Source organism: Streptomyces sp. WM6372 (genome assembly GCF_001279655.1).
In the GTDB taxonomy this organism is placed as follows: Bacteria; Actinomycetota; Actinomycetes; order Streptomycetales; family Streptomycetaceae; genus Streptomyces.
The window spans coordinates 28,806-51,846 of the sequence record NZ_LGDB01000190.1 but is presented as its reverse complement, the minus strand read 5'-3'; the positions used below and the strand labels follow the sequence as shown (position 1 = coordinate 51,846).

The window sequence follows — 23,041 nt, the reverse complement described above, 5'->3', positions numbered from 1 at the left end:
TAGGACGACATCGGGGTCGAGCGGGTTCACTCTTCCGCCGAGAAAAACTAGTCCTGCCATCAGAAAGTCGACTGACTGCTCATGGGTCTCACCAGTAATACGGTTCTGGCGCTGGCCATCATCGCCGGTGTGCTGCTGTTCGCAGCCACGGTGTGGTTCTGGCCCCGGCTCTCGGGCCGCACCTGGCGTGCGCTGCTCGGCCGGATCGGGCTCCTGCTCGCGACCCAGCTGGCGCTGTTCTCGGCCGTGGGCCTGGCGGCGAACAAGTCCTTCTCCTTCTACGGCTCGTGGGCGGACCTGTTCGGCCAGCAGACATCTGTCGGCAAGGTCGTGGACCACTCCATGAGCAGCAAGGACATCAAGGTCGTCGACAAGCAGAAGCTCGACGTGCCGGGCGGCGCCCAGCCCCAGGTCGGCGGACAGATCCTGAAGGTTGCCATAACCGGGCAGAAGTCGAAAATAACGAGCCCCGGGTACGTGTGGCTGCCGCCGGAGTACTTCCAGCCGCAGCACAAGGAGCAGAACTTTCCGGCCTCCATCGTGCTGACGGGCTACCCGGGCACCGCCGAGAACCTGATCAAAGGGCTGAACTACCCGATGACGGCCTTCAAGCAGGCCAAGGCGGGCAAGATGAAGCCGATGATCCTGGTGATGCTGCGCCCGACCATCGCGCCGCCGCGCGACACCGAGTGCGTGGACATACCCGGCGGACCGCAGACCGAGACCTTCTTCGCCGAGGACCTGCCGCAGGCCATCCAGGACACGTTCCGGGTCGGCAAGAAGCCGCAGAACATGGGCTTCATCGGGAACTCGACGGGCGGCTACTGCGCCCTGAAGATCGCCGCGCACTACCCGCAGACCTTCGGCGCCGCCGCGGGTCTGTCCGCGTACTACGACGCGGCGAACGACGCGACGACGGGCAACCTGTTCCAGGGCGACGACAAGCTGAAGAAGCGCGCGGACGTCCTGCACAGCATCGAGCACAAGAAGCCGACCGGTACGTCGTTCCTGGTCACGAGCAGCGAGACGGGCGAGCCCAACCTCGACGACACCAAGAAGTTCATCAAGCTGGTCAAGGGCCCGGACCGGGTCTCCTCGATCATCCTCGACAGCGGCGGCCACAACTTCAACACCTGGCGCCGCGAGATCCCGTCGATGCTGGTGTGGATGAGCAACCGCATCCAGGCCTGAGGCCCGGCCTCGGACCCGAGGCCGCGCCCAGGCCCAGGATCAGGCCAGGCCTGGATCAGGATCAGGCCCAGGCCTCCTAGGCCTCTTGCAGTTGGGCCCGGCGCAGCGCCCGGTGGACCCCCTCCGGGGTCAGTACGCCGACCAGTTCACCGGAGTCCGGATCCGTGACCCCGATCCGGCCGGAGTCCTCCTGAAGCAGCAGCGCGAGCGCCTCGCGCAGACTCGCCCCCAGCGCCACTTCGGCGGTGGGGGCTTTCCCGTCCGCCCGCGTCAGGTCGGCCCGCTCCACCGGGGTGACCGCGAGCCGCTTCAGGCCGCGGTCGGCGCCGACGAAGGAGGCCACGTACTCGGTGGCCGGGGCGCCCAGCACCTCGGCCGGGCGGGCGAACTGCTCGATGGTGCCGGAGCCGTAGACGGCGATGCGGTCGCCGAGCCGGATCGCCTCCTCCAGGTCGTGCGTGACGAGCAGGATCGTCTTGCGCACCGTCCGCTGGAGCGCCAGGAACTCGTTCTGGAGGCGTTCGCGGACCACCGGGTCCACCGCCCCGAACGGCTCGTCCATCAGCAGCACCGGCGGATCGGCGGCCAGCGCCCGGGCGACGCCGACGCGCTGGCGCTGCCCGCCGGACAGCTGCTCCGGGTACCGGCCCCCGTACACGGCCGGGTCCAGCCCCACCAGTTCCAGGAGCTCGGCCGCCCGGGCGCGGGCCGTGGCCTTGGGGGTGCCGATCAGCTGCGGGACGGTCGCGGTGTTCTCCAGCACCGTCTTGTGCGGGAAGAGTCCGACCTGCTGGATGACGTACCCGATGTGCCGGCGCAGCTCCACGGGATCGGCGCTCGCGATGTCCTCGCCGCCGAGCAGGATCCGCCCGGAGGTCGGCTCGATGAGCCGGTTGACCATCTTCATCGTGGTCGTCTTGCCGCAGCCGGACGGGCCCACGAGCGTGACCAGCTCACCCTCCGCCACCTCGAAGGACAGGTCCTCGACGGCCGTGGTCCCGTCGGGGTAGCGCTTGGTCACATGCTCGAATCGGATCACACGCCCATCCTCCCCCACGCGCCGCGGGTTGTTTGTGACGGGAGTATTACCCCGGTGCGAAGGTTTCCGGCCATTGTCGGCGACGGGGGTTATGGTCGCTGTTGACCCGTGCCCATTCGGACGGGTGTACGCAGCGGTGGCAGGGGGGTGAGGACATGGCCGGGCAGAACTGCCTGGTGGCGAACGACTGGATCTGCTGGGACTACGTCACGTCCCGCTCCCAGGAGCTCACCGACGCCACGGTCCAACATGTGTGGATCACGGGGGTGTCGGTGCTTATCGGCCTCGTCGTGTCCCTCCCGCTGGCCCTGCTGGCCCGCCGCGGCCGGCGGTGGTCCGCGCCGGTGCTGGGCCTGACCACCCTGCTCTACACGGTCCCCTCGCTCGCCATGTTCTCGCTGCTGCTGCCGCTGTTCGGGCTGTCGGCCTCACTCGTGGTGACCGGGCTGGTGCTGTACTCGCTGACCATCTTGGTCCGCAACGCGATGGCCGGCCTGGAAGCCGTCCCCGAGGAGGTGCGGGAGGCCGCGCGCGGGATGGGGTACGGGCCGGCGCGGCTGCTGTGGCAGGTCGAACTGCCGCTGGCGCTGCCCGCGCTGCTCGCCGGGGTGCGGATCGCCACGGTGTCCACGGTGGCGCTGACCACCGTCGGCTCCATCGTCGGCAAGGGCGGCCTCGGCAACCTCATCGCCCCGGCGGTCAACAGCTCCTTCAAGGCCCAGGTGCTCACCGCCTCCGTGCTGTGCGTCCTGCTGGCCCTGGCGGCGGACCTGCTGCTGCTCGGCGTACAGCGGCTGCTCACGCCGTGGACGCGGGCGACGCGCGCCCCGCGGCGGACGAGGCCGGCGGCGACTCCCGGGACGCCGGCTCAGGCTCCGGCCCCCACGCAGGCTCGGACGGCTCGGACGGCTCGGACGACTCCGACGAAGGGGGCTTGAGGCGATGGGCGTGCTCGGACAGGCCTGGGACTGGCTGGCGGACGGGGCCAACTGGTCCGGGGAGAACGGGGTGTGGCACCGGCTCGGCGAGCACGTCTACGTCAGCGGGATCTCCCTCGCCATCGCCTGCGCGGTGGCCCTCCCGATCGGCCTGTGGCTCGGCCACATCGGCAAGGGCGGCGCCCTGGCCGTCAACGTCTCCAACATCGGGCGGGCCGTGCCCGTCTTCGCGGTGCTGGCCCTGTTCATGGTCTCGCCGCTGCGCAGCGCGGGCTATCTGCCCACCATCGCCGCCCTCGTGCTCTTCGCCATGCCGCCGCTGCTGACCAACGCGTACGTGGGCATGCGCGAGGTGGACCGCTCGGTGGTGGAGGCCGCCCGGGGCATGGGCATGTCCGGAGGCCAGCTGTTCTGGCGGGTGGAACTGCCGCTCGCGCGCGAGCTGGTGATGACCGGGCTGCGCTCGGGCGCCGTCCAGGTGATCGCCACGGCCACGATCGCGGCCATGGTCGGCCAGGGCGGCCTCGGCCGGATCATCACCGCCGGCTTCAACACGTACAACACGCCGCAGGTCTTCGCCGGGGCGCTGCTGGTGGCTGCGCTGGCCCTGCTGGTCGAGGGCGCCCTGGTGGCGGCGGACCGGCTCTTCCCGCGCCCGGCGGCGCGCTGACCCGTCCGCCCGCACCGGTCCGCCCGCAGCCGTCCGCCCCGCACCTGCCCGCCCCACCCCCCGTTCGCTGGTCGTTCCCACTCCCCTGGAGGAGCACAAGATGAGCAAGTCCACGCGCGTCCTCGGCGCCGTACTGGGGGCGGCGGCCCTGACCGCCTCCCTCGCCGCGTGCGGCGGCGACAGCCTGGAGAAGAGCAAGGACACCGGGTCGGGCGCCTCCGCCCCCTCGGACTCCGGCTCCGGCAAGGGCAAGGTCGTGATCGGCGCGGCCGGGTTCACCGAGTCCAACGTGCTGGCGGAGCTGTACGCGCAGGTCCTCAAGGACGCGGGCTACAGCACGTCGATCACCACGGTCAACAACCGCGAGCTGTACGAGCCCTCGCTGGAGAAGGGCGAGATCGACGTCGTCCCGGAGTACGCGGCCACCCTCGCCGAGTTCCTCAACGCCAAGGTGAACGGGCCGAAGGCGCCGGAGGAGAAGCCGGTCGCGTCGAGCGACGTGGCGGCGACGGTCGCGGGGCTGGAGAAGCTCGCGGGCCCGCTCGGCCTGAAGGCGCTGCCGGCGGGCCCGGCGGTCGACCAGAACGCGTTCGCGGTGTCGAAGGAATTCGCCCAGAAGAACAACCTGAAGACGCTTTCCGATCTTGGCAAGTCGGGGCTGAAGGTGAAGATCGCGGCGGGCGACGAATGCTCCGTACGGCCCTTCTGCGCGCCCGGGTTGAAGAAGACGTACGGAATGGACGTTTCCGGTATTGACCCGAAGGGCGTCGGCACCCCGCAGGCCAAGCAGGCGGTCAAGGACGGCGTGGACCAGCTGGCGCTCACCACGACCACGGACGCCACCCTCGACTCCTTCGGGCTGGTCCTGCTGGAGGACGACAAGAAGCTCCAGAACGCCGACAACGTCCTGCCGGTGGTCAACGCCAAGGACGCGGGCTCCCCGGAGATCGCGGCGGCCCTCGACAAGCTGACCAAGGTCCTCACGACCGCCGACCTCGTCGAGTTGAACAAGCAGGTGGACGCCCAGCGCGAGAAGCCGGCGGACGCCGCGAAGGCCTATCTGAAGGCGAAGGGCCTCACGAAGTAGGAGTAGTTACGGGTTTGGTGGAGAAATGACGGGTAACTGCCCGGCCACAGATTGCCGGGCAGTTACCCCACTCGACCTCCACGCCCTGTAAATTTCAGGCCATGCCCCGTGGACGCCACCGCAATCCCGAACCCCTGCACCGGCTGCTCACGCCGACGACCGTGGCCGGAGTCTCCGTCGCCAGTGCGGCCGCGGCCTGGCTGCTCGCGGAACCCCTGCCCCTGCGCCTGCTCGTGGCCCTCTCGGCGGCGGCGGGCGTGTCCGGCGCCGTCGTCATGCGCGCCTGGGACCGTGCGGCCGGGCGCCGCGTGGCCGAACTCGCGCGCGAGCGGATCAAGGACGAGTGGAAGACCGAGGAGCGGATAGCCGAGCTCGAGTCCGACCTCGAAGAGGCCCGGGCGCTGCGCGCCAAGCTGGACGCGAAGCTGCGGGCCAAGCGGGTCGAACTCGCGGGGCTCCGCGGCGAGCACGCGGCGCTGCTGCGGCGGTACGCGACCGCCGAGACCGAGCGGGCCAGCGCCCTGGAGGGCCGCCGGCTGCTCGCCATCGAGGCCTCGGCCGCCCCGGAGTCCCCGGCGGCGCCGAAGGAGCTCCCGCCGGTGAGCGAGGAGCGGACGTCGAGCGGCGCGCCCACCAGCGTCGGCTACGCCCGGGCCCATGCCGCCATGGCGGCCCTCGCGCGCAAGGCGGAGGCGGAGCCGGCCCAGCCGAAGGCGCTTCCCGCCAAGGGCGCCGAGCCGATGGCGCTGGAGACCGGGCACGCCCGTACGGGCGCGGTCCCGGCGCGCCGGCCGGCCGCGGCGGTGGCCCCGTACTCGGCCGCGCGCCGCTCGGCGTCCCGGGTCGAGGGAGGCTTCGACTTCTTCGGCACCAAGACCGCGGCGCAGGCCCGTGCGGTGATCGAATCGGTCCAGAACGAGGACCTGGCCGACGTGGTCGGCGCGGAGGCCCTCGCGGTCCACAAGGCGGAGTCGGCCCAGGCTGACCTGACCGCCGCCGAGCAGCCGGTCAAGGACCAGGGCTTCAAGCAGCCCACCCCCGAACAGCGAGCGGTGGGCCAGGTCATCGACCTGACGGCCCACGACGAGACGGAGCCGATCGACGTGGTCCGCCTCCGCACCGCGATCTCGTAGCCGGTCCGGCCGGTCCGGCCGGTCCGGCGCACTCGGGCCGGTCCCGCGCTCAGAACAGCGGGAGCTGGCCCGGGAGGGGCGGGAGGGCGAAGCCGTCCAGGGTGGGGGCCGAGGCGCCGAGCACCACGCGGGCCCGGGAGCCCGGGCAGGAGATCAGGTCGGCGCGGGCGCGGCCGGCGGGAGGGTCGTGGCGGGCGATCCGTCCGGCGGTCACGGCGCAGTCGCGTCCGCATGCGGGGCAGGCCCGTCGGGGGGAGTGGGACATGCCCCAAGTCTGCACCCCCGTACCGACATCAGCCCCGGCCGGCCAGCCAGGTCTCGTGGGACGCGCAGACGCGGTCCCACAGCGCCGCCCGGTCTGCCGGGGTCAGGTCGTCGAGCCTGCGCTCGAAGAGACCGCCCACCACCGCCCAGAACTCACCCTGGGTGTCCAGGATCCGCTCGGTCGGCCTCTTCGCCGGTTCGGTCCGGCTCAGCACCCGGCCCCGCAGCGCGTCGATGCCGTGGGCGTCGCGCCGCAGCAGCGCGAGGGTCCGTACGAAGCCCGAGTCCGGCGTGGTCGACAGCCGCAGGTGCGTGGCCTCGAAGTCGGCGGTCGTCGCCGGCTCCGCGTACATGTTGACCACGGGGAAGGGGCCCGCGTCGTAGACGTACCTCCAGCCCGGCCGGTCCCCGTCCAGCGGGCCCAGCCCGTACGTGAACCCTCCCTGCCGGTACGTTCCGGCGCGCAGCGGCAGCGGTTCGTACGGGCCGTCGCCGAGCCCGGTGTCGACGAAGTACTGCTCGCCGTCGACCCGGACCGTCAGCGCGAGGTGGTCGCCGTTGACGTCGCGGCGCTCGCGGTCGGCCGGGCCGAGGACGCCCGCCAGGTGCCGGGTCACCGCGAAGCCGAGATGCTCCAGGAGCAGCGCGAAGGCGCCGTTGAGGTGGAAGCAGTACCCGCCGTGCCCGGCCGCTATGCGGCGTACGGACAGCTCGGGGTCGATGCCGGGCGGCCGGCCGAGCTGGATGCCGAGGTTCTCGTACGGGACGCGCTCGACGTGGGCGCGCTGGAGCGCGAACAGCGTCTGCGCGGTGGGCCGGGGCGGCCGCGCGAAACCGAGCCGCCGCAGGTAGCCGTCGAACGGGCCAGGGGTCATGGCCGCACCCTAAGCAGGAAACGCCCGCGCAGTCGCGGGAGTTCCCGCGACTTATCACTTGTCGATGTCTCCCACGACGAAGAACAGCGAGCCCAGGATCGCCACCATGTCCGCGACCAGCTGCCCGGGCAGCAGCACCGACAGTGCCTGGATGTTGTTGTAGGAGGCGGAGCGCAGCTTCAGCCGGTACGGGGTCTTCTCGCCCTTGGAGACGAGGTAGTAGCCGTTGATGCCGAGGGGGTTCTCGGTCCAGGCGTACGTGGCCCCCTCGGGTGCCTTCAGCACCTTCGGGAGGCGCTGGTTGATCGGCCCGGGCGGCAGCTCGGCCATCCGGTCCAGGCAGGCCACGGCCAGGTCGAGCGCGTTGTGGGTCTGGTCCAGCAGGCACTCGAAGCGGGCCAGGCAGTCGCCCTCGGTGCGGGTGACCACCTTCAGGACGTCCTGGAGCTCCCCGTACGCCAGGTACGGCTCGTCGCGGCGCAGGTCGAAGTCGACGCCGGAGGCGCGGGCGATCGGGCCGGAGACCCCGTACGCGTGCACCGCCTCGGCGGACAGCACGCCCACCCCGCGCGTGCGGCCGCGGAAGATCTCGTTGCCGTGGACCAGCTTGTCGTACACGTCCATGCGGGTGCGGACGTCGGCGATGGCGGCGCGCGCCCGGCCGAGCCAGCCGGCCGGGAGGTCCTCCTTGAGGCCGCCGACGCGGTTGAACATGTAGTGCATGCGGCCCCCGGAGATCTCCTCCATGACGGCCTGGAGCTCTTCGCGCTCGCGGAACGCGTGGAAGATCGGGGTGATTCCGCCCAGTTCGAGGGGGTACGACCCGAGGAACATCAGGTGGTTCAGCACCCGGTTCAGCTCGGCGAGCAGGGTCCGCATCCACACGGCCCGCTCGGGGACCTCCATGCCGAGCATCCGCTCGACGGCCATCACGACGCCGAGCTCGTTGGAGAACGCGGACAGCCAGTCGTGGCGGTTCGCGAGCATCACGATCTGCCGGTAGTCGCGCGCCTCGAAGAGTTTCTCGGCGCCGCGGTGCATGTAGCCGACGACCGGCTCGGCACTGACGATCCGCTCGCCGTCCAGGACGAGGCGCAGGCGCAGCACGCCGTGCGTGGAAGGGTGCTGGGGTCCGATGTTGAGCACCATGTCGGTGCTCTCCGCCGCTCCGCCGATGCCGACCGTGGTCTCCGTCATGGCCGCATTGTCGCAGCCCTACGCTGAGCGCATGGAAACGGGGACGACGGGTGAGACGGGGCGGCCCGAGTGGGTGGGGCTTCCGGGCGGGCTGCTCAGGCTGCGGCGGCTGCTGCTGGCGATATGGGCGGTGCCGCTCGCCGCGGGGACCGCGGTGCTGCTGGGGCTGACGGCCGGTCCGGCGTGGGCGGCCGTGGGGGCGGTGTGGCTGGTGGCCCTGGTCTGGGGCTGGGTGCTGCTCGGCCGCAACTGGCGGTCCTGGCGGTACGCCGAGCGCGCCGATGACCTGCTGATCAGCCGCGGGGTGCTGTGGCGGGCGCAGACCGTGGTCCCGTACGGGCGCATGCAGCTGGTCGAGGTGACCTCGGGGCCGCTGGAGCGGCGCTTCGGGCTGGCCTCCGTACAGCTGCACACGGCGGCCGCGGCCACCGACGCCAAGATTCCGGGACTGGTCCCGGCCGAGGCGCAGCGGCTGCGGGACCGGCTGACGGAGCTCGGCGAGGCAAGGTCGGCGGGCCTGTGACCGCCGAACCGGCCGCCGAACCGGCCCCCGCGCCCGAAGCGGCACCCGAAGTCGCGTCCGCATCCGGTGCCGCATCCGGTGCCGCGTCCGCCGTCGCGTCCGCCGTCGAGCGCCGGCTGCACCTGCTCACGCCGCTGCGCCGGGCGTGGGTGCCGATCGCCGCGACCGTCGGCGTCGTCGTCCAGCAGGCCGACCAGGTCGAGCGGTGGGCGAGCGGGCTCTCCGTGACCCTGCGCGCCCTCTCCCTGGCCGGCCTGGTCGTGGTGTTCGGCGTGTACGGGTTCCTGAGCTGGTGGTTCACCCACTACGCGGTGACGGACACCGAGCTGCGCATCCGCAGCGGACTGCTCTTCCGGCGCACCGCGCACATCCGCCTCGACCGCATCCAGGCGATCGACGTGACCCGGCCGCTGCTGGCCCGGGTCGCCGGCGTCGCCAAGCTGCGCCTCGACGTGATCGGCACCGAGGACAAGGACGAGCTCGCCTTCCTCGACGAGCGCGAGGCCGTCGCCCTGCGCGCCGAGCTGCTGGCCCGGGCGGCCGGCTTCGCGCCCGCGGAGGCCGCCGCCCTCGGTGAGGCCCCCCAGCAGGAGCTGCTGCGGGTCCGTCCCCGGGACCTGGTGGTGTCGCTGCTGCTCACGCTCTCGGCGTGGGGGGCGCTGGCCGCCGGGCTGGGCGTGCCCGTCGCCGTGTGGTGGTTCAGCGGGAACCCCTGGGCGACGATCGGGACCATGCTGCCCATGCTGGGCGGGCTCTGGTCGGGTACGGCGGGCCGGTTCCTCACCGAGTTCGACTGGCGGGTCGCCGAGTCCCCCGACGGGCTGCGCCTCGACCACGGGCTGCTGGACCGGGCCCACGAGACCGTGCCGCCGGGTCGGGTGCAGACCGTACGGATCGTGGAGCCGCTGCTGTGGCGGCGCCGTGAGTGGGTGCGGGTGGAGCTGGCGGTGGCCGGCTCGAAGAACGGGGTGCTGGTCCCGGTGGCCTCGCGGGCCGCCGCCCAGGCGGTCGTCGCGCGGGTGCTGCCGGGCGTGGACCTGGCCGCCCTCGCCTTCGGCCGGTCCCCGAAGGCCGGGTCGCGGTGGGTGGTCCCGGTGTGGTGGAGGGGGTACGCCCTGGCCGTCTCCGCGGACGTGTTCGCCGCCCGCAAGGGGCTGCTGTGCCGCCGTACGGAGATCGTCCCGCACGCCAAGGTGCAGAGCGTCCGGCTCACCCAGGGCCCGTGGGAGCGGGTGCTGGGGCTCGCCGACGTCCATGTGGACACCGGCGCCAACGGTACGGTCACGGCCCGGCTGCGCCCGGCGGCCGAGGCCGCCGAGCTGCTGGACGCCCAGGCGGCCCGCTCCCGCACCTCCCGCGCGGACGCCCGCCCGGACCGCTGGATGACCTGACCGCTGGATGACCTGACCGCAGGATGCCCCTGGCGGACCTGACCGGCGGCCCGGCCGCGGGCGGGGTACTACGCGCCGCCGGCGCGGACCAGCCCCGTCTCGTACGCGAGGACGACCACCTGCACGCGGTCGCGCAGGTTCAGCTTGGTCAGGATGCGGCCCACGTGCGTTTTGACGGTGGCCTCGGAGAGGACCAGGCGGGCGGCGATCTCGCCGTTCGACATGCCCTGGGCCACCAGCAGCATGACCTCGCGCTCGCGCTCCGTCAGCCGCTCGATCTCCTTGTTCTGCGGCTCCTGCGTGCTCGTCGGCAGCATCGGCGCGAAGCGGTCCAGCAGGCGCCGGGTCGTGGACGGGGCCACCACCGCGTCACCGCTGTGCACGGAGCGGATCGCGGCCAGCAGCTCCGCCGGCGGCACGTCCTTCAGCATGAACCCGCTCGCGCCCGCCTTCAGCCCGGAGAAGGCGTACTCGTCCAGGTCGAAGGTGGTCAGGATGATCACGTCGGGGTGTTCGTCCCGCTCGCAGATGCGGCGCGTGGCCTCGACCCCGTCGAGCTTCGGCATCCGGACGTCCATCAGCACCACGTCCACCTTCGTGGACCGCAGCACCTCCAGCGCCTCCAGGCCGTCGCCGGCCTCGGCGACGACCTCCATGTCCGGCTGGGCGGCGAGCACCATGCGGAAGCCCGTGCGCAGCAGTACCTGGTCGTCGACCAGCATCACTCGGATGGACATCAGTTACCTCGACCTCGTCATTTCTTCTTGAGCGGGAGAAGCGCGCTGATCCGGAAGCCGCCGCCGGGGCGCGGGCCCGCGTCCAGGGTGCCTCCGACCATGCCGATCCGCTCGCGCATGCCGATCAGCCCGTGCCCGGCGCCGTCGGCGCCGCCGTCCTCGTACAGCTCGTGGGCCGCCCCCCGGCCGTCGTCCTCGATCAGCAGGCCGAGCCCGTCGTCGAAGTAGACCAGCCGGACGCTCGCCTTGGCGTCGGGGCCGCCGTGCTTGCGGGTGTTCGTCAGCGCCTCCTGGACGATCCGGTACGCGGTGAGCTCGACGCCCGTGGGCAGCCGGCGCGGTGCGCCCTCGACCTCGAAGTCCACCGTGAGCCCGGCCGCCCGTACCTGCTCGACGAGGACCTCGATCTGCTCCACGTCGGGCTGGGGCACGTAGTCCTCGGACTCCTGGGGCTCCCCGGTGCGCAGCACGCCGAGCAGCCGGCGCATCTCGGCCAGGGCCTGGCGGCCGGTGCCGGAGATGGTCTGGAGGGCCTCCTTGGCCTGTTCCGGCGCCACGTCCATGACGTACGCGGCGCCGTCGGCCTGGACCACCATCACCGAGACGTTGTGCGCGACGACGTCGTGCAGCTCGCGGGCGATCCGGGCGCGCTCGGCGGCGACGGCCACCTTCGCCTGGGCCTCGCGCTCCTTCTCCAGGCGCTGGTTCCGCTCGACGAGCTGGGCGTAGTAGGCCCGGCGGGTGCGCAGGGAGTCCCCGAGCACCCAGGCGAGGACGAACGGGACGATGGCGAACAGGGTGAAGAAGACGTTGCTGGAGGTGTCGCCTTTGTCCACGTGGAAGCGCAGGGCGTAGAGCGGGGCGGCGGAGAATCCTATGGCGAGCGCGGTACGGGACATCCGGCGCGAGATCTCGGCCGAGGCGGCGACCGTGTACAGGATGATCAGCATCCCGAAGTCGGCCATGTTCGTGTCGGTGTGCGTGAGGAGCTTGTACACGCCGGCGCCGACGGCCAGCCAGAACATCGGCATGGTCCATTTGCGGCGCAGGGCCACGACGAGGCCCATCGCGATCACGGAAGGGACGGCGATCAGCTTCGTGGTGGCGCTGTTGGCGCCGTTGTCGGCGACTTGCAGCATCGCGATCCCGAACAGGAGGACAGCCCAGAAGCTGTCGACGCCCGTCGGGTGTCTGCGGAGGAAGTCGTAGAGGCGCTGCACGTAACCCAGAGTAGGCAAAGGAGATAGGTGCTGGAGTCAACCACAGGTGCGATCCGTGCGACGGAGGTGTACTCCCCAAGGTGGAGGCCGAGCTTAACCTTTCGGGGATGAGGACTCAGGGAGAAGTCGCGGACGCTGTTCCGGTTCCGGTTCGGTGGCGGACCGCGATGGAGGCCGCGCTGTACGGGCCGGGCGGGTTCTACGTGCGGCCGGGCGGGCCGGGACCGGCCGGGCACTTCCGTACGTCCGTGCACGCCTCGGCGCTGTACGCGGGGGCCGTGGCGCGGCTGCTGCGGTGGGTGGACGCGGAGCTCGGGCACCCGCGGGAGCTGGACCTGGTCGACGTCGGGGCCGGTCGGGGGGAGCTGCTGACCGGGGTGCTGGGGGCGCTCCCGGCGGAGGTCGCGGGGCGGGTGCGGGCGTGGGCGGTGGAGCGGGCGGAGCGGCCGGCCGCGCTCGATCCGCGGATCCGGTGGGTGGCGGAGCCGCCGGAGGGTGCGTGCGGGCTGCTGTTCGCGAACGAGTGGCTGGACAACGTACCGCTGGACGTTGCGGAGGACGGGCACTACGTACTGGTCGACCGGGAGGGTGCGCAGACCCGCGGGCCGGCGGTGGACGGCGCGGACCGGGCCTGGCTGGAGCAGTGGTGGCCGGGGCCCGGCCGGGTCGAGATCGGGCGGGCGCGGGACGAGGCGTGGGCCGGCGCGGTGCGCTCGGTGTCGCGGGGCCTTGCGGTGGCGGTGGACTACGCCCACACCCGCGACGCCCGCCCCCCGTACGGCACGCTGACGGGCTTCCGCGAGGGGCGGGAGGTCGCGCCGGTGCCGGACGGTACCTGCGACGTGACGGCTCACGTGGCGCTGGACGCGTGCGCGGGGCCGGGAGCGGTGCTGGTTTCGCAGCGCGAGGCGCTGGGCCTTCTCGGGGTCTCGGGGGCCCGCCCCCCGCTGGCGATGGCCTCCGCGGACCCCGCCGGGTACGTCCGCGCCCTCGCCTCCGCCGGCGAGGCGGCGGAACTCACCGCCCGCGGCGGCCTGGGCGACTTCGCCTGGCTGGTCCAGCCGGTGGGCGTGCGTTCCTGGCCGGCCTGACCGGTCCCGCCGCGCGGGGCTTCCTCCCCGCGCGGCGGACCCGCGGACTACTCCGTGGCGTCGTGGTCGTGGCCCGGGCGCAGGCCGCCGCCCGCGGCGCCGCCCGTGGTCGGCTTCGAGACGACCGGCTTCGACAGCGGGGCCAGGTCGAACGCGTAGTGGCCGACCGCGTTCGCGATCACGTCCACGTTGATGTCCAGCGCCTTCTGGTCGATGTTCGTGATGTCGTCGCCCTTGCCGTGGTAGTTCACGTCGTACGCGACCCCCGCCTGGCCCCCGAACTTCGCCGCCTGCGCCGCCGTCTTGATGCCCTCGGCGCCCGTGTCCGTACCGCCGGACGGGATGCCCGCCTCGATGAACGGGCCGTAGTCCGAGCGGCCCGTGAAGTCGGACCCCTCGTGCGGGATCTTCTGCGCGTCGAGGAACTCGGTGATGCCCTTCTCCAGCTGCGCCGAGCCCTCCGGCCCCGGACCCGAGCCGACCTTGTCCGAGTCGTCGCCGTCGTAGACGAAGTACGCCGCGTTCGGCGAGGCGATCATGTCGAAGTTCAGGTACAGCCTGATCTGCTTCTTCTGCGCGTCGCTCAGCCCGCCGACGTACGCCTCGGAGCCCAGCAGGCCGAACTCCTCCGCCGACCACCAGGCGAACCTGACCTTGTTCTTGATCTTGTTCTGGCTGCTCGCGAGGCGCTGCGCGACCTGGAGGATGCCGGCCGAGCCCGACCCGTTGTCGTTGATGCCCGGGCCCGCCGCGACCGAGTCGAGGTGCGCGCCGAGGAAGACGGTGTTGTTCTCGTCGCCGCCCCGGGTCTCCGCGATCACGTTGTACGTCTTGCGGTTCTCCCGGAACTCGCGGATGTCGAGGGTCACCTCCACCGGCCCGGCCGTCGCCTCGGCGGCCAGCCGCTCGCCCTCCGCCTGGGAGAGGCCGCCGGTCGGGACCTTGCCCGCGTTCGCGTCGCCCAGGGTGCCGTTGAGGGCGCCCGCGGTGTTGTTGTAGATGATCGCGCCGACGGCCCCGGCCGCCGCCGCGTTCGCCTGCTTGACCGCGAAGGTGCAGCCGCCGCGCTTGATCAGCGCGATCTTGCCGGTGAAGGCGCCCGCGGCGAAGTCGCCGGGCTCGCAGCCGTTCGTGCCGTCCGCGTCCACCGGCGCGACGGCGATCCGCGCGGTCACCCCGTCCTCCGGGCCGCTCGCCGTGTACGTCATCAGCTCGATCGGGACGTCCCGCCCGCCCGCGCCGTTGACCTTCAGCGTCTCGGCGATCGTCTCGACGTACACGAAGTCGAACTCGTTCTTCGAGACCTTGTAGCCGGCCGCCCGCATCACGGCCTCGACGTACTGCGCGGACTGCACGTGGCCCTTCGAACCGGCCACGCGCGTGCCCTTGTTGTAGTCGGCGATGGCCTGGAAGACCTTCAGGTGGTTGTTGGCGCCTTTGCCGGTCGAGTCCTTGACCAGTTTCCGGGCCAGTGCGTCACCCCGCGCGGCATCGCTCTGCGGGCTGCCGGTGGCGCCGGCCGGCCCGGCGAGCAGCAGCGGGGAGACGAGGGCCGCGGCGGCCAGGGCGGCGGTTGCTGCGGCTATACGGCGTGAGGGCATGAAGGTCCTTCCACGACAAGTACGGGCAGACAGACGGACGGACGAGCGGGCAGACGGGCAGGCAGACGGGCACGGACGACGGACGGACTGTCGGCCGCCGGTGGTGCGCGGTGGACGCACGGTATAGACCAGGGAGCCGATCTCGCCAGAGGTTGCGCTGATTCCGGGTGGTGACCTCCGCATACCGGTGAACGCCCGCCGTCGGTATCCGGCCATCCGTCAGCGCAGGATGCCCTCGATGAACTCCGAGCCGATCCGGGCGACGACCCCCAGGTCCAACTGGTGCTGTACGTACCGCCCTTGGCGCCGGGTGTGCAGCAGGCCCGCCTTCTTCAGCGCCGACAGGTGCCGCGACACCTCCGGCGCCGTGATCCCGTGTACGGTCGCCAGCTCGCTCGTCGTGTACGGGGCGCGCGCCAGGCTCCGGCACAGCATCATCCGCATCGGGTGCGCCAGCGCCTCCATCCGCCGCTGGAGCAGCTCCACCGAGCCCGGCTGGGGCAGTTCGGGGGAGCGGATCGGGTAGTGGACCACCGGCACCCAGCCGGGCGCGTGCAGCACCAGCAGGTGCGGCCAGCCGAAGTTCGTCGGCACGAAGACCAGCCCGGGGCCTATCTCCGGGTCCGTCGCCGTGGCCGACCCGTGGACCATCTTGTCGACGGTGATGGTGCTCGCGGCCTCGTCGACGCTCAGCGCGCTCGACACCTCGTGCAGCGTCGCCGCCAGCCCCTTGCGGCGCAGGACCTCGGTCTTGTGCCGCGCGTCGGCGCTCTGCTGCGGCTCTATCCGCCGCCAGGTCTCCGCGAAGAACGCCTCGTCGCAGTCCTCCAGGAGCCGCCGCAGCCACACCCGTACGGAGGCCGTGTCGTCCAGCAGCCGCAGCGAGAAGTCCAGCTGGCGCGGTCCGCGCGCGGCGGCCGTCTCCAGCGCCTTGGCCCTGGCCTGCGGGTTCTTCAGCGGGGAGGGCCCGCCGCCCTCGTTGTAGAGCGCCAGCCAGCAGTGCTCCAGGGCGGCCATCACGAACCGCTCGTCGTCGATGCGGTCGAGTACGTCGAGCTCCTCGGCCAGCGTCGCGGCGGGCAGGCCGCTGCCGCCGGGGATCCCCGCGAAGGCCATGAAGATGTCGGAGAAGGAGCTGCGCCACATGAAATCGCCCTCCAGCAGCCGGTCCGCGAGGCAGGGATCCAGCGCGGCGGCGGTGGCGGTGGTCCAGGAGGCCAGGCCGGGGTGGTGGGCGGGCTGCGAGAGGGCGTGCAGCGTCATGCAGAGCTCGGAGAGCGGAGAGGGCGCGAAACGGATGCGCTCCGCGGGGAGCCCGGCGATGTCGATGGTGACGCTCATCGGGCCATTCTGACCTGTCCCGGGCCTGTGACCTGGACGGACACGGATCGATTGACGAGGAGCGTCAATCGTCGTGCGGGGTGGCCCGACCGGGTCCAGGGTTGAGTCATGACAGCGATCGAGCAGTACCTCATCGACACCTACCGGGCATCCCAGCTGGGCGAGCCGATGCCCCCGCCACCGGGCCGGGACGACGTCGCGGTCCTGCGCTCGGCCCGTACGTACGCCCAGTTCCGGGCCGTCCTCGAAGGCCGGGAGGCCCGGCACCCCTGGTGGGCCGCCCTGCGCCGGCTGACCCACGCGCACGGAGCCCGGTGACGCCGCCGGCAGCGGCGCCGGTGGAGCGGCCCGGTCAGTGGTCCCGTCAGCGGTCCCCGGGGTGGAAGTCGATCTCGTACGCGATCTCCGAGCGCCGGTCCGCGACCACGATGTCGGCGGTCTCCACGGCCCGGCCGTCCACCGCGTAGTACGTCCGCTCGATCTCGGTGATCAGCTCGCCGACGCTGATGCCGAGCAGATTGGCCTGCGTCTGGTTCGCGCGCGCCGGGCGGGGGACCTCCAGCGCCGAGGCGACCAGCACGCCGATCGAGCGCATCCGCTCGATGACCCCGGCGCCCTTGAACGGGCCCGCCTCCGGCAGGACGACCGGAGTGCCGTCCGTGACCGCCATCGGCTCCCAGGACTCGCAGATCTCCACCGGCCTGCCCTCGGCCAGGAACTCGTACGTGGTGTGCACGCAGGGGTCTCCCGGCGCGACGGCCAGCCGCTGCGCGATCCGCTCGGGAGCCGGCGTACGGGCCGAGGAGTGCGATTCCCACGTCAGGCCGCCACCGCCGAGCCCGGCCCGGCGGCGCCGCCGGGAGCGGACTATCCGCAGCCGCTCGCGCGGCGCGCACAGGTAGGTGCCCGAGCCCGCGCGGCCCTCCAGGAGCCCCTCGATGATCAGCAGCTCCAGCGCGCGCTGCGTGACGCTCTGCCCGACCCCGTACTCCCGGGCGAACCGGGACCGCGACGGCAGCTTGGCACCGACGGGCCACTCCTCGGCCCCGATCCGCGCCCGCAGCGAGTCGGCCACCTTCAAGTACGCCGTATCACGGGCCATATGAGCCGTCCTGTACCTGTCGACGAGTTGGGCTCAAGCTAATTCATCAGGTCGAACCCGAGTCTTCAGAACGGCGAGGAGTGAGACGAGGGCCACACCGCCGCACCGCCGCCTGGCCGCCGGTCGCGGACAAGCGGCGCGCGTGCGGCCTCAGTCGAAGTTCGGCGCGTTGCGCTCGTAGACCAGGCGCAGCCCGATCAGCGTCAGCCACGGCTCGTGGTCGTCGATGACCGAGGACTCGCCGAGGACCATCGGCGCCAGGCCGCCGGTGGCGATCACCCGGACGTCGCCCGGGTCGCCGTGCGGGCCGGCCAGTTCCTTGGCCATCCGCGTGACGACCCCGTCGACCTGCCCGGCGAAGCCGTAGACCACGCCCGACTGCATCGCCTCGACCGTGGACTTGCCGATGACGTTGCGCGGCCGCGCCAGCTCGATCTTGCGGAGCTGCGCGCCCCGTACGCCGAGGGCCTCCATCGAGATCTCGATGCCCGGGGAGATCACCCCGCCCACGTACTCGCCCTTCGCGGACACCGCGTCGAAGGTGGTCGCCGTACCGAAGTCGACCACGATCGCCGGGCCGCCGTAGAGCTCGACGGCGGCGACCGCGTTGATGATGCGGTCCGCGCCGACCTCCTTCGGGTTGTCCATCAGGATCGGCACGCCCGTCTTGATCCCGGGCTCGACCAGCACCGCCGGGACGTCGCCGTAGTAGCGGCGGGTCACCTCGCGCAGCTCGTGCAGCACCGACGGGACGGTCGAGCAGATCGCGATGCCGTGGATGCCGTCGCCGAGCTCGCTGCCGAGCATCGGATGCATGCCCATCAGGCCCTGCATCAGGACGGCCATCTCGTCGGCCGTCCGGCGCGGGTCGGTGGAGATGCGCCAGTGCTCGACGATCTCGTCGCCGTCGAACAGGCCGAGCACGGTGTGGGTGTTGCCGACGTCGATGGTCAGCAGCATTACCGCTCCTCGCGCAGGTCCAGGCCGATGTCCAGGATCGGGGAGGAGTGCGTGAGCCCGCCGACCGCGAGGTAGTCGACGCCCGTCTCCGCGTACGCACGGGCGTTGGCCATGGTCAGGCGGCCCGAGGACTCCAGCACCGCGCGGCCGTGGACGAGCGCGACGGCCTCCTCGGTCTCGATCGGCGTGAAGTTGTCGAGCAGGATCAGGTCCGCGCCCGCGTCCAGGGCCTCGCGCACCTGCTGGAGGGTGTCCACCTCGACCTCGATCGGCAGGTCGGGGAACTGCTCGCGGACGGCCTTGAACGCCTCCGCGACACCGCCCGCCGCGATCACGTGGTTGTCCTTGACCAGCGCCGCGTCCGACAGCGACATGCGGTGGTTGACGCCGCCGCCGCAGCGCACCGCGTACTTCTCCAGGGAGCGCAGGCCCGGCGTGGTCTTGCGGGTGTCGCGGACCTTCGCCTTGGTGCCCTCCAGCTCGTCGGCCCAGGTGCGGGTCGCCGTCGCGATGCCCGACATCAGGCAGAGCAGGTTCAGCGCGCTGCGCTCACCGGTCAGCAGGTCCCGGGTGCGGGCCTTGACCGTCAGCAGCACCTGGCCGGGCTGCACGCGGTCGCCGTCCTCGACGTGCCGCTCGACCTCGAACTCGTCCTCGCAGACGACCGAGAGGACGGCCTCGGCGACGCGCAGGCCGGCGACCGTGCCCGCCTCGCGCGCCGTGAAGTCGGCGTGCGCGACGGCGTCCTCGGGGACGGTGGCCACGGTGGTCACGTCGACCCCGCCGTCCAGGTCCTCGGAGATCGCCATGTGGGCGATGTCCTCGACCTCGATGGGGTCCAGGCCCGCGTCGGCGAGCAGCTGGGCGAGCGCCGGGTCCAGGCCGCTCTCCTCGCCGTCGCCGCACGCGCAGTCCTCGCCGCAGCCGCCGCCCGCGGACTCTTCGAGGAGCGGCAGCTCCGCGCGCTCGTGGTCGTGCTCGTGCTGTTCGGGGGTGCTCACGATGACTGCTCCTGGCTCAGGGGGTGCTGTACGGACGGAAAGCCCGCGGAGTCGGTGGGGGTGACGACCAGGGCCCGCCTCTCGGTGGCGGACAGCCGGACGACGAGGTGGCGGCGCCAGGCGGCGTCGTCCCGGTCGGGGTGGTCCTCGCGCCAGTGGCAGCCGCGGGTCTCCTCGCGGCGCAGGGCGGCGGCGACCAGCACGCGGGCCACGCACAGCAGGTTCGTGGCCTCCCAGGTCTCGACGCCGGGCACGGCGGTCTTGCCGTCCGTCTCCAGCGCCGTGAGGGCCCTCGCGTAGAGGTCCTCCAGGGCGGCGGCCGCCGTGCGCAAGGACTCTGCGGAGCGGAGCACGCCCGCGCCGGCCGTCATGATGCGCTGGACCTCGTACCGCGCCTCGGCGGGCTGGAGCGGGCCGGTCGCGGGGACCGGGATGCCGGGGCCGCTGCCGGCGGGCGCGCTGCCGGCGATGTCGGCGGCGATCCGCTCGGCGAAGACGAGCCCCTCCAGCAGGGAGTTGGAGGCGAGCCGGTTCGCGCCGTGCACGCCGGTGCAGGCCACCTCGCCGCACGCGTACAGGCCGGGGACGGTGGTCCGGCCGTGCAGGTCGGTCCGTACGCCGCCGGAGGCGTAGTGCGCGGCGGGCGCGACCGGGATCGGCTCGGTGACCGGGTCGATGCCGTGCGAGCGGCAGGCGGCCAGGATGGTCGGGAAGCGCTGCTCCCACATCTGCGCGCCGAAGTGCCGCGCGTCCAGGTACATGTGCTGCGCGCCCTGTTCCTGCATGCGGCGCATGATGCCCTTGGCGACGATGTCGCGCGGGGCCAGCTCGGCCAGCTCGTGCTGCCCCTGCATGAAGCGGACGCCGTCGGCGTCGACCAGGTACGCGCCCTCGCCGCGGACCGCCTCCGACACCAGCGGCTGCTGGCCCTCGGCCTCCGGACCGAGGAACAGCACGGTCGGGTGGAACTGGACGAACTCCAGGTCGGAGACCTCGGCCCCGGCCCGCAGGGCGAGCGCGACCCCGTCGCCGGTGGACACCGACGGGTTGGTGGTGGCCGAGAAGACCTGGCCCATGCCGCCGGTCGCCAGGATCACGGCGGGCGCGTGGACGGCGCCGACGCCGTCGTGCTGGCCCTCGCCCATGACGTGCAGGGTGACGCCGGCCGTACGGCCCCGCGCGTCCTGCAAGAGGTCCAGTACGAGCGCGTTCTCGACCGTACGGATGCCCGCCCGGTGGACGGCCTCGACCAGCGCGCGGGAGATCTCCGCGCCGGTGGCGTCGCCGCCCGCGTGCGCGATCCGGCGGCGGTGGTGGCCGCCCTCGCGGGTCAGCTCGATCTCGCCGGTCTCGACGGAGGTGTCGAAGACGGCGCCGGTGGCCATGAGCCGGCGCACGGCGTCCGGCCCCTCGGTCACGAGGAGCCGGACGGCGGCCTCGTCGCACAGCCCGGCACCCGCGACCAGCGTGTCGTCCAGGTGCTGCTCGGGGGTGTCGCCCTCGCCGAGGGCCGCGGCGATCCCGCCCTGCGCCCAGCGGGTGGAACCGTCGTCGAGCCGGGCCTTGGTGACCACGACCGTACGGCGGCCCGCGGCGGCGCAGCGCAGTGCGGCGGTCAGGCCGGCGACGCCGGAGCCGACGACCACGACGTCGGCGTCGAGGGCCCAGCCGGGGGCGTTGGCGTGCAGCCGTATGCCGGTACCGGCGCTGCCGTTGCCTGGGGTGCTCACGTGTGTGCTCCGAACTCCAATGGGATGTTGTCGATCAGCCGGGTCGTCCCCACCTTGGCGGCGACGGCCAGGACGGCCTGCCCGGTGAAGTCGGGGCGGACGTCGGTGAAGTCCTGCGGATCCACCAGCGCCAGGTAGTCCAGCAGCAGCGGCGGATCGTGCCGGCCCGCCTCTTCCAGGACGTGCCGGGCGGCGGCCCGTACGGCGTCCGGGAGCCCGGTGCCCGCGGCGGACACGGCGTGCGCGTCGGCGGCGCAGCGGATCTCGCCGAGCCGGGCCAGGGCGGCGGCCCGCTCGTCGCTGGTCGGGGAGGCCTCGGCGCGGGCGCGCAGCGCGGCCTGCGCGGCGAGCCGGTCCTGCCCGGCGAACAGGGCGCGCGAGAGGGCCAGGGCGGTACGGCGCTCCTGGGCGGAGAGGTACCGGTTGCGGGACGACAGCGCGAGCCCGTCCTCCTCGCGGACGGTCGGTACGCCGACCACCTCGACGGGGAAGTTCAGGTCGGTCACCATCCGCCGGATCAGGGCCAGTTGCTGCGCGTCCTTCTGGCCGAAGAGGGCCAGGTCGGGACGGGTGAGGTGGAGCAGCTTGGCGACGACGGTCAGCATGCCGTCGAAGTGGCCGGGCCGGGTGGCCCCTTCGAGGCGCTCGCCCATCGGGCCGGCGCTCACCCGCACCTGGGGGTCGCCGCCGGGGTAGACCTCGTCGGCGGCCGGGGCGAACACGGCGTCGGCGCCGGCAGCCCGGGCGATCTCCAGGTCGGCGTCGAGGGTGCGGGGGTAGCGGTCGAGGTCCTCGTCCGCCCCGAACTGGAGGGGGTTCACGAAGACGGTCACCACGACCTGGCCCGTCTCCCCGGCCCGCTCGCGGGCCGAACGGATCAAGGTGGCGTGGCCGTCGTGGAGGGCGCCCATGGTCATGACGACGGCGCGCGGGCCCCCGGCGGTCCGCGGGAGCTTGTGCAGCTCCTCGGCGGTGTCGATCAGCAGCAGGTCGGTCACTGGTCCCCACCCTCGGGATCGGCGAGCACGCCCAGGAGGTCCTCGGCGAGTTCGGGCTTGAGGAGGCCGTGCGCGAGGGCCCGGTCGGCGGTGGTGCGGGCCATCGCCAGGTATCCGGCGACCGAGGCCGGGGCGTGCTTGCGCAACTCCGCGACGTGCGCGGCGACCGTACCGGCGTCGCCGCGGGCCACCGGGCCGGTCAGCGCGGCGTCACCCGAGCGCAGGGCGTTGTCGAGGGCCGCGCCGAGCAGCGGGCCGAGCATCCGGTCGGGGTGCTCGACCCCGGCCTTGTGCAGCAGCTCCATGGCCTGGGCGACCAGGGTGACCAGGTGGTTCGCGCCGAGGGCCAGGGCCGCGTGGTAGAGCGGACGGTTCTCCTCCGCGATCCACTCGGGCTCCCCGCCCATCTCGATCACCAGGGCCTCGGCCGCGAGCCGCAGCTCCTCGGGGGCCGTGACGCCGAACGAGCAGCCGGCGAGCCGCTGCACGTCCACCTCGGTGCCGGTGAAGGTCATCGCGGGGTGCAGGGCCAGCGGGAGCGCGCCCGCGCGGCGGGCCGGGTCCAGCACGGCGGTCCCGTACCGCCCGGAGGTGTGGACGAGGAGCTGGCCGGGCCGGACCGCGCCGGTCTCCGCGAGCCCTTCGACGAGGGCCGGCAGCGCGTCGTCGGGCACGGTCAGCAGCACCAGGTCGGCCAGCTCCAGCACCTGCGCGGGCGGTACGAGCGGCACGTCGGGCAGCATCCGCGCGGCGCGCCGGCGAGAGGCGTCGGAGACGCCGGAGACGGCGACCGGCCGGTGCCCGGCCTGCTGGAGCGCGCGGGCCAGCGCGGGGCCGACCCGCCCTGCGCCGACGACGCCGACGGTGAGCCGGGCGGGGCGCGGTTGCTGGGATGAGTTCACGCGGGGAAGGCCTTCCGTTCCAGTCCGCGGGGGGTACCGGACGATACGTC

General features: G+C 72.7%; 23 protein-coding genes. 9 read left to right on the top strand and 14 right to left on the bottom strand.

Features of this window, described 5'->3' with window-relative positions; translation table 11 throughout:
- Positions 1-81 precede the first annotated feature (81 nt).
- Positions 82-1,191 carry an alpha/beta hydrolase gene (locus ADK52_RS20890; protein WP_053691362.1) on the top strand — a complete coding sequence of 370 codons (1,110 nt, stop codon included), beginning with the start codon at positions 82-84 and terminating at the stop codon, positions 1,189-1,191.
- A 76-nt stretch (positions 1,192-1,267) separates the two neighbouring features.
- Here the strand turns inward: ADK52_RS20890 and ADK52_RS20885 are convergent, their stop codons facing one another.
- The gene (locus ADK52_RS20885; RefSeq protein ID WP_053691361.1) at positions 1,268-2,230 is read right to left on the bottom strand and encodes an ABC transporter ATP-binding protein; all 963 of its coding nucleotides are present in this window, start codon (positions 2,228-2,230) and stop codon (positions 1,268-1,270) included.
- A 155-nt stretch (positions 2,231-2,385) separates the two neighbouring features.
- On the opposite strand from ADK52_RS20885, the gene ADK52_RS20880 reads away from it, so the two are divergent.
- The 4 genes from ADK52_RS20880 to ADK52_RS20865 all read left to right on the top strand — a co-directional run bounded on the left by ADK52_RS20880 (position 2,386) and on the right by ADK52_RS20865 (position 6,058).
- Complete coding sequence (locus ADK52_RS20880) at positions 2,386-3,168, top strand: ABC transporter permease (RefSeq protein ID WP_053691360.1); 783 nt, start codon at positions 2,386-2,388, stop codon at positions 3,166-3,168.
- Positions 3,169-3,172: 4 nt separating this feature from the next.
- On the top strand, positions 3,173-3,838 hold the full coding sequence (locus tag ADK52_RS20875) for an ABC transporter permease (protein WP_053691359.1): 666 nt from the start codon (positions 3,173-3,175) through the stop codon (positions 3,836-3,838).
- A gap of 100 nt (positions 3,839-3,938) precedes the next feature.
- Positions 3,939-4,925, top strand: a complete 987-nt coding sequence (locus ADK52_RS20870) for an ABC transporter substrate-binding protein (RefSeq protein ID WP_053691358.1) — start codon at positions 3,939-3,941, stop codon at positions 4,923-4,925.
- A gap of 101 nt (positions 4,926-5,026) precedes the next feature.
- Positions 5,027-6,058: a hypothetical protein gene (locus tag ADK52_RS20865; protein WP_053691357.1), complete on the top strand. Its 1,032-nt coding sequence runs from the start codon at positions 5,027-5,029 to the stop codon at positions 6,056-6,058.
- Positions 6,059-6,107: 49 nt separating this feature from the next.
- Here ADK52_RS20865 and ADK52_RS20860 read toward each other — a convergent pair whose 3' ends face one another.
- The 3 genes from ADK52_RS20860 to ADK52_RS20850 are packed head-to-tail and all read right to left on the bottom strand — an operon-like array spanning position 6,108 to position 8,394.
- On the bottom strand, positions 6,108-6,323 hold the full coding sequence (locus ADK52_RS20860) for a hypothetical protein (protein ID WP_030158518.1): 216 nt from the start codon (positions 6,321-6,323) through the stop codon (positions 6,108-6,110).
- Between the two features lie 28 nt (positions 6,324-6,351).
- On the bottom strand, positions 6,352-7,197 hold the full coding sequence (locus tag ADK52_RS20855) for an arylamine N-acetyltransferase family protein (protein ID WP_053691356.1): 846 nt from the start codon (positions 7,195-7,197) through the stop codon (positions 6,352-6,354).
- Between the two features lie 54 nt (positions 7,198-7,251).
- Positions 7,252-8,394, bottom strand: coding sequence for an NADH-quinone oxidoreductase subunit D (locus ADK52_RS20850; RefSeq protein WP_053691355.1), 1,143 nt, complete (start codon positions 8,392-8,394; stop codon positions 7,252-7,254).
- Between the two features lie 31 nt (positions 8,395-8,425).
- Here ADK52_RS20850 and ADK52_RS20845 point away from each other — a divergent pair, with 31 nt between their 5' ends.
- Both ADK52_RS20845 and ADK52_RS20840 read left to right on the top strand, forming a co-directional pair.
- On the top strand, positions 8,426-8,917 hold the full coding sequence (locus ADK52_RS20845) for a PH domain-containing protein (protein ID WP_053691354.1): 492 nt from the start codon (positions 8,426-8,428) through the stop codon (positions 8,915-8,917).
- Complete coding sequence (locus tag ADK52_RS20840) at positions 8,914-10,308, top strand: PH domain-containing protein (protein ID WP_053691353.1); 1,395 nt, start codon at positions 8,914-8,916, stop codon at positions 10,306-10,308. Before ADK52_RS20845 ends, ADK52_RS20840 begins: the two co-directional genes overlap by 4 nt.
- Positions 10,309-10,376: 68 nt before the next feature.
- Here ADK52_RS20840 and ADK52_RS20835 read toward each other — a convergent pair whose 3' ends face one another.
- Positions 10,377-11,045 carry a response regulator gene (locus tag ADK52_RS20835; protein WP_053691352.1) on the bottom strand — a complete coding sequence of 223 codons (669 nt, stop codon included), beginning with the start codon at positions 11,043-11,045 and terminating at the stop codon, positions 10,377-10,379.
- 17 nt (positions 11,046-11,062) lie between these two features.
- Complete coding sequence (locus ADK52_RS20830) at positions 11,063-12,265, bottom strand: sensor histidine kinase (RefSeq protein WP_053691351.1); 1,203 nt, start codon at positions 12,263-12,265, stop codon at positions 11,063-11,065.
- A gap of 107 nt (positions 12,266-12,372) precedes the next feature.
- Here ADK52_RS20830 and ADK52_RS20825 point away from each other — a divergent pair, with 107 nt between their 5' ends.
- Positions 12,373-13,356 (top strand): SAM-dependent methyltransferase, encoded by a 984-nt coding sequence (locus ADK52_RS20825; RefSeq protein ID WP_053691350.1) that lies wholly within the window; start codon positions 12,373-12,375, stop codon positions 13,354-13,356.
- Positions 13,357-13,403: 47 nt separating this feature from the next.
- On the opposite strand, the gene ADK52_RS20820 is transcribed toward ADK52_RS20825, so the two are convergent.
- On the bottom strand, positions 13,404-14,957 hold the full coding sequence (locus ADK52_RS20820) for a M28 family metallopeptidase (protein WP_053691349.1): 1,554 nt from the start codon (positions 14,955-14,957) through the stop codon (positions 13,404-13,406).
- 219 nt (positions 14,958-15,176) lie between these two features.
- Positions 15,177-16,298, bottom strand: a complete 1,122-nt coding sequence (locus tag ADK52_RS20815; RefSeq protein ID WP_053691348.1) for a DUF5937 family protein — start codon at positions 16,296-16,298, stop codon at positions 15,177-15,179.
- Positions 16,299-16,406: 108 nt separating this feature from the next.
- Here ADK52_RS20815 and ADK52_RS20810 point away from each other — a divergent pair, with 108 nt between their 5' ends.
- Positions 16,407-16,616 carry a hypothetical protein gene (locus tag ADK52_RS20810; RefSeq protein ID WP_053691347.1) on the top strand — a complete coding sequence of 70 codons (210 nt, stop codon included), beginning with the start codon at positions 16,407-16,409 and terminating at the stop codon, positions 16,614-16,616.
- Positions 16,617-16,662: 46 nt separating this feature from the next.
- Here ADK52_RS20810 and ADK52_RS20805 read toward each other — a convergent pair whose 3' ends face one another.
- From ADK52_RS20805 to ADK52_RS20780, 6 genes are all read right to left on the bottom strand, one after another.
- The gene (locus tag ADK52_RS20805) at positions 16,663-17,400 is read right to left on the bottom strand and encodes a GntR family transcriptional regulator (RefSeq protein ID WP_053691346.1); all 738 of its coding nucleotides are present in this window, start codon (positions 17,398-17,400) and stop codon (positions 16,663-16,665) included.
- Positions 17,401-17,550: 150 nt separating this feature from the next.
- A complete protein-coding gene (locus ADK52_RS20800) occupies positions 17,551-18,360 on the bottom strand; it encodes a type III pantothenate kinase (protein ID WP_030300701.1) in 810 nt (269 codons plus the stop codon).
- The gene (gene nadC / locus ADK52_RS20795) at positions 18,360-19,316 is read right to left on the bottom strand and encodes a carboxylating nicotinate-nucleotide diphosphorylase (protein ID WP_420714922.1); all 957 of its coding nucleotides are present in this window, start codon (positions 19,314-19,316) and stop codon (positions 18,360-18,362) included. Before nadC ends, ADK52_RS20800 begins: the two co-directional genes overlap by 1 nt.
- Positions 19,317-19,357: 41 nt before the next feature.
- Positions 19,358-21,091 (bottom strand): L-aspartate oxidase, encoded by a 1,734-nt coding sequence (locus ADK52_RS20790; protein WP_053691344.1) that lies wholly within the window; start codon positions 21,089-21,091, stop codon positions 19,358-19,360.
- Positions 21,088-22,080: a pantoate--beta-alanine ligase gene (panC, locus tag ADK52_RS20785; RefSeq protein WP_053691379.1), complete on the bottom strand. Its 993-nt coding sequence runs from the start codon at positions 22,078-22,080 to the stop codon at positions 21,088-21,090. The genes ADK52_RS20790 and panC overlap by 4 nt, the downstream gene beginning before the upstream one ends.
- Before the next feature lie 5 nt (positions 22,081-22,085).
- Positions 22,086-22,991, bottom strand: coding sequence for a Rossmann-like and DUF2520 domain-containing protein (locus tag ADK52_RS20780; protein WP_053691343.1), 906 nt, complete (start codon positions 22,989-22,991; stop codon positions 22,086-22,088).
- Between the last annotated feature and the right edge of the window lie 50 nt (positions 22,992-23,041).